The following is a 5,085-nucleotide window of genomic DNA, read 5'->3' on the forward strand; positions in this document are numbered from 1 at the left end:
TCCGCCGCCTCGACCTCCGGACCGTCCTGCTCGACTGAGCCCGGGACCGGGTCAGGTGATCGTGATCCCGCCGTCCACGGCGAGGGTCTGGCCCGTCACGTACCCGCCCGCGGGGCCCGCCAGGAACACCAGCGCGGCGGCCAGCTCCTCGGGATCGCCCTTCCGCCCCAACGGGACGCGGGCCATCATCGCGTCGAGGTAGCCCGGCTTGTACTGCTCGGTCATCTCGGACTCGAAGAAGCCCGGGGCCAGTGAGTTGACCCGGATCCCCCTGCGGCCGCCCCACTGCTGGGCGAGGTCGCGGGTCAGCCCGATCAGCCCGGCCTTGCTGGCCGCGTACGCCGCCTGCGGCAGGCTCGCCGTGGTCAGGCCCAGGATGCTGGAGATGTTCACGATGCTGCTGCCCGGCCGCATCACCCGCCCGCAGGCCTGCGCCATCCAGTAGCAGCCGTTCAGGTTCACGTCGATGACCTGTGTGAACTCCTCGACGGTCTCCTTCGTGGCCGGTACCGCGGTGCCGATTCCCGCGTTGTTGACCAGCACGTCCACCGCGCCGAACTCGGCCACGGCCGCGTCGACCAGGGCCTGGCAGTCCGGCTGGCTCGCCACGTCCGTGCGGACGCAGAGGGCCCTCCGGTCGAGGGACTCGACCAGCTTCCGGGTGTCCTCCAGCCGGTCCACCCGCCGGGCGCCCAGGACCACGTCCGCGCCCGCCTCCGCCAACGCCTTCGCGAACGCCACGCCCAGGCCCGACGACGCGCCCGTGACGATGGCCACCTTGCCGCTGAGCGAGAACCGCTCCAGAACCGTCATGGCCTGGGACCCTAATGCAGTCGCACCAATTCCCGGACGTGGCGCGGGTGACACCGGCTTGCGCGGTGTGGGTGGCGCGGTGCGACGATCGCACCGGATCGGACGTTCGGTCGGCACTCGCGACGGGCGCGGTGCGACGTGGAGTCGAAGGAGACGAAGACATGGGCGCGCATCGGCCCGGCCTACCTCGAGGAGCTGCTCGGGGTCCTGTCCGCGCGCGGCATCGACGTCGACGTCGAGGCGTCCACGCTGGTCACCCCGGCGGACTGGGCCGCGCGCGGGCTCGCCGCGGGCACCCCGTTCTCGGCCGCCCACACGTTCGCCCAGACGGGTCCGTTCCGGCCCCGCAACCTGCCCCGCAGGCACGGCAACGTCGTGCTCGCGGGGTGCGGGACCACGCCGGGCGTCGGGATCCCGCCGGTCGTGCTCTCGGGCAAGCTCGCGGCACAGCGCGTGACCGGGCGCTGAGTCGGGGTCAGGAGTAGGTCGGGAGGGCCCCCGTGCGAGCATGGTCCGCGACATGACCGCGCAGCCCACCCGACCGGCAGCCGGGTCGGAGTCGACCGACCCGGTCGACCTCCCGGTGCCCGCAGACGCCCCCACGTCCACCACGCCGCGCCCGCCGCGCGTGCAGCGGCCGGGGCTGTGGTCCCGCCTCGGGAACCCGCCGCGCGGGCCGCTCTGGCTCGGCTTCGCCGCCGCGGTCCTGCTGTTCGTCGGCGGCACCGGCGGCGGCGGCACGCTGATCCACGACCCGATCCTCACCAACTCCCCGCTGGGCTTCTGGCGCTACGGGCACGGCCGCGAGCTGGCCACCGCGCTGATGTACCTCGGCGTGGTGCTCATGGCGTGGGCCTGGGTGAAGCTGGGCCGCGAGGTCCTGGCCCGACGGGTCGGCGGGCGCGCCGTGCTCGCCACCTCGTTCGTGTGGATGCTCCCGATCCTGGTGGCGCCGCCCCTGTTCACCCGGGACATGTACAGCTACCTGGCGCAGGGCGCGCTGCCGCTGTTCGGCTTCGACCCGTACGCGGTCGGCCCCGAGGCCATGCCCGGTGTGTTCACCGACAACGTCCACTACTTCTGGCAGGACACCCCGGCGCCGTACGGGCCGCTGTTCATCCTGGTGGCGAAGTCCTGGGCGTGGGTCACCGTCCAGCTCGGGTCCAACATGGTCGTCGGGGTCATCGGCACCAGGCTCATCATGTGCATCGGGCTGGCCCTGCTGATCTGGACGCTGCCCGAGCTGACCCGCCGCCTCGGCGGGCGCCCCGCCGCCGCGCTGTGGGTGGTGGTGGCCAACCCGGTCATGATCGTCCACCTGGTGGGCGGCGGGCACAACGACCTGCTCCTGGTCGGGCTGCTGTCCGTGGGCTGTCTGGCGGCGCTGAACCGCAGGCACGTGCTGGCGATCGCGCTGGTCACGCTGGCCATGGCCACCAAGGCGAGCGCGGGCGTCGCGCTGCCGTTCATCGTGCTGATCTGGGCCGGGCACCTCGAGGGCACCTTCCCGAAGCGGCTGGTCAAGGCCGGTGCGGCGGGCGTCGGGGTGTTCCTGGTCGTGTTCACCGCGGCCTCGTTCGCCGCGCAGGTGGACCTGGGCTGGCTGCCCGCGCTCAGCGCGCCGTCGATGATCGTGAACTGGCTGTCGATCCCCACGGGCGTCGGCGAGTTCCTGCACACCCTGCTCGCCGGAGTCGTGACGTCGTCGAAGCAGCCGTTCATCAACGTCTCGCGGGTGATCGGCGGGGTCGCGCTGGTCGCGATCATCGCCTGGCAGTGGTGGAAGGCCCGGGACGGCGGCCCGGACGCGGTGCGCCGCATCGGCATCGCGCTGCTCGCCGTCGCGCTGCTCTCCCCCGCGACCCTGCCGTGGTACCTGAGCTGGGGCATGGCGATCCTCGCGATGGTGCCGTGGAGCGCCCGCGGGCTGCAGTGGCTGGTGTTCGGCTCGCTGTGGTTGATGATCGTGTACTACCCGAGCGGCGAGGCCGCGCTCTACAACTGGGGCTACCTGGCCGTGTGCGCGGTGCTCGCCGCGCTGGCCGCCCGGGCGCTGCTGCGGCCCGACGCGCCCGCAATCCGGATCCCGGTCCTGGCGCGGTCGGGTGCGCGAACCGGCTGAGCTCGCGGCCGCCGGGATCACCGATCCCGCGCTGCGCCGCGCGTACCTCGCCTGCCGGGAGCTGAACGCGGCGCACGGCCGCACCTACTTCCTGGCCACCCGACTGCTCACGGCGGACCGCAGGCCCGCGATCCACGCCCTGTACGGCTTCGCCCGGTACGCGGACGAGATCGTGGACGACCTCGGCGCAGGCGCCTCCGTCGCGGACCGCGAGGCGGCGCTCGACGACCTCGGGCTCACCCTGGTCGCCGCGCTCGAGGGCCAGGCGGTGGACCTGCCCGTCGTCACCGCGGTGGCGGACACCGTGCGCCGCCACGGCATCGACCAGCGGCTGTTCTCGCCGTTCCTCACGTCCATGCGGATGGACACGCACGTCACCGAGTACGCCACCGCGGCCGCGCTCGACGAGTACGTGTTCGGCTCCGCCGCCGTCATCGGCCTGCAGGTGCTCCCCGTGCTCGGCACGGTCACCGAGGGCGCCGAGGAGCCCGCGGCCGCGCTGGGCCGGGCCTTCCAGCTGACCAACTTCCTGCGGGACGTGGGCGAGGACCTCGACCGCGGCCGCGTCTACCTGCCGCTCGACGAGCTGGGCGCCTTCGGCGTGGACCGCGCGCTGCTGGAGTGGTGCCGGACCCACCGGGTGCTGGACCCCCGCGTCCGGCGCGCGCTGGCCCACCTCGTGGCGCGCACGCAGGCGATCTACCGGCGGGCGGCCGCGGGAATCCCGATGCTCGCGCCGGAGTCACGGGACTGCGTGCGCTGCGCGTTCGAGCTCTACGGCGGGATCCTCACCGAGATCCAGGCCGCGGACTACGACGTCCTCTACCGCCGGGTCCGCGTCCCCACCCGCAGGCGCGTGGCGGTGGCGCTCCCCGGCCTGGTCCGCGCCGTGGCCGCGCGGCGCTGACTCAGAAAGCCATCGCCTGCGCCCGGCGCTTGATCTCCCGGTGCCGCCCGGCGCGGATCGAGGCGATCGGCGTGCCGGGCAGGGAGTCGTCCTCGGTGAACAGCCACCGCAGGATCTCCTCGTCCGGGTAGCCGCCGTCCCGGAGCACGGTGATCGTGCCGGACAGGCCCTTCACCACGGCGTCGCCGTCGATGAAGTCGGCGGGCACGCACATCGTGTCGTCGCGGCGGACACCCAGCAGCTGACCGTCCTTGATCAGCTGATGGACCCGGGTCCGGGGTATGGACAGGATCTCGGCGACCTCGGTCGCGGGCAGGACTGCGACCTCGTCGGACAGGGCGGACACCTCACTCACGCGCGACACGATGCCACAGACCGGCCTCCGCGGGGAGCCACCGCGCGGGCGGTACCGTCGGGGGGTGAACGCCCCGACCGAGCAGGGCGGCCCGTTGGTCGGCTCCGCGAGCTCCCCGGTGCCGGGGGCCCGCGCCGCCTCCGAAGCCCTCCTGGACGCGCGCTACCGGGTCGGGCCGGTCCTCGCCCGTGGGGGCATGTCCATCGTGCACCGAGGGCTGGACACCCGCCTCGACCGGCCGGTCGCGATCAAGATCATGGATCCCCGGATGGCGGCGGACCCGGTGTTCCGCGGCCGGTTCGAGCGTGAGGCGCGGTCGGCGGCGCGGATCGACCACCCCAACGTCGTCGACGTCCACGACCAGGGCAGGTACGGCGACACGCTGTTCCTGGTGATGGAGCTCGTCGAGGGCGGCACGCTGCGCGAGGTGCTGCGGCGGCGCGGCGCGCTCGGCGTCCCGCTGGCCTTCGCCGTCCTGGAGCCCGTGCTGGCCGGGCTCGCGCAGGCGCACGCACTCGGCATGGTGCACCGGGACGTCAAGCCGGAGAACGTGCTGCTGGGCACGGACGGCACCCTGAAGGTCGCGGACTTCGGCCTGGTGACCGCGGCCGCCGAGGCCGGCGTGTCGCACGCCGGGATGATCCTGGGGACGATGGCCTACCTCTCCCCCGAACAGGTCGCCACCGGCCAGGCGGACCCCCGCAGCGACGTCTACGCCGCGGGAGTCCTCTGCTACGAGCTGCTCACCGGCGCGCCGCCGTACACCGGGGACAACGCCCTGTCGGTCGCCTACCGGCACGTGAACGACGACGTCCCGGCCCCGTCACGGATCGCGGGCGACGTGCCGCCCGAGCTGGACGAGCTGGTCCTGCGCGCCACCTCGCGCGA

Annotated in this window: 5 protein-coding genes and 1 pseudogene; 4 read left to right on the forward strand and 2 right to left on the reverse strand. The window is 73.5% G+C overall.

Features of this window, described 5'->3' with window-relative positions; translation table 11 throughout:
- Nucleotides 1-51 precede the first annotated feature (51 nt).
- Nucleotides 52-813, reverse strand: a complete 762-nt coding sequence (locus H5J29_RS20260) for an SDR family NAD(P)-dependent oxidoreductase (protein WP_181782626.1) — start codon at nucleotides 811-813, stop codon at nucleotides 52-54.
- 162 nt (nucleotides 814-975) lie between these two features.
- Here H5J29_RS20260 and H5J29_RS20265 point away from each other — a divergent pair.
- From H5J29_RS20265 to H5J29_RS20275, 3 genes and pseudogenes are all read left to right on the forward strand, one after another.
- Nucleotides 976-1,281 (forward strand): annotated as a pseudogene (locus tag H5J29_RS20265) (FAD-dependent oxidoreductase); the annotation flags it as partial.
- 52 nt (nucleotides 1,282-1,333) lie between these two features.
- Nucleotides 1,334-2,935, forward strand: coding sequence for a polyprenol phosphomannose-dependent alpha 1,6 mannosyltransferase MptB (mptB, locus tag H5J29_RS20270; protein WP_246394086.1), 1,602 nt, complete (start codon nucleotides 1,334-1,336; stop codon nucleotides 2,933-2,935).
- A complete protein-coding gene (locus H5J29_RS20275) occupies nucleotides 2,919-3,842 on the forward strand; it encodes a phytoene/squalene synthase family protein (protein WP_181782628.1) in 924 nt (307 codons plus the stop codon). The genes mptB and H5J29_RS20275 overlap by 17 nt, the downstream gene beginning before the upstream one ends.
- 1 nt (nucleotide 3,843) lies before the next feature.
- On the opposite strand, the gene H5J29_RS20280 is transcribed toward H5J29_RS20275, so the two are convergent.
- The gene (locus H5J29_RS20280) at nucleotides 3,844-4,197 is read right to left on the reverse strand and encodes an Rv2175c family DNA-binding protein (protein ID WP_181782629.1); all 354 of its coding nucleotides are present in this window, start codon (nucleotides 4,195-4,197) and stop codon (nucleotides 3,844-3,846) included.
- 196 nt (nucleotides 4,198-4,393) lie between these two features.
- Here H5J29_RS20280 and H5J29_RS20285 point away from each other — a divergent pair.
- A partial coding sequence (locus H5J29_RS20285; RefSeq protein WP_246394087.1) for a protein kinase domain-containing protein occupies nucleotides 4,394-5,085 on the forward strand: 692 nt, incomplete at its 3' end.

Origin of the sequence: Pseudonocardia pini (assembly GCF_013870575.1) — a bacterium.
GTDB classification, from domain to species: domain Bacteria; phylum Actinomycetota; class Actinomycetes; order Mycobacteriales; family Pseudonocardiaceae; genus Pseudonocardia; species Pseudonocardia pini.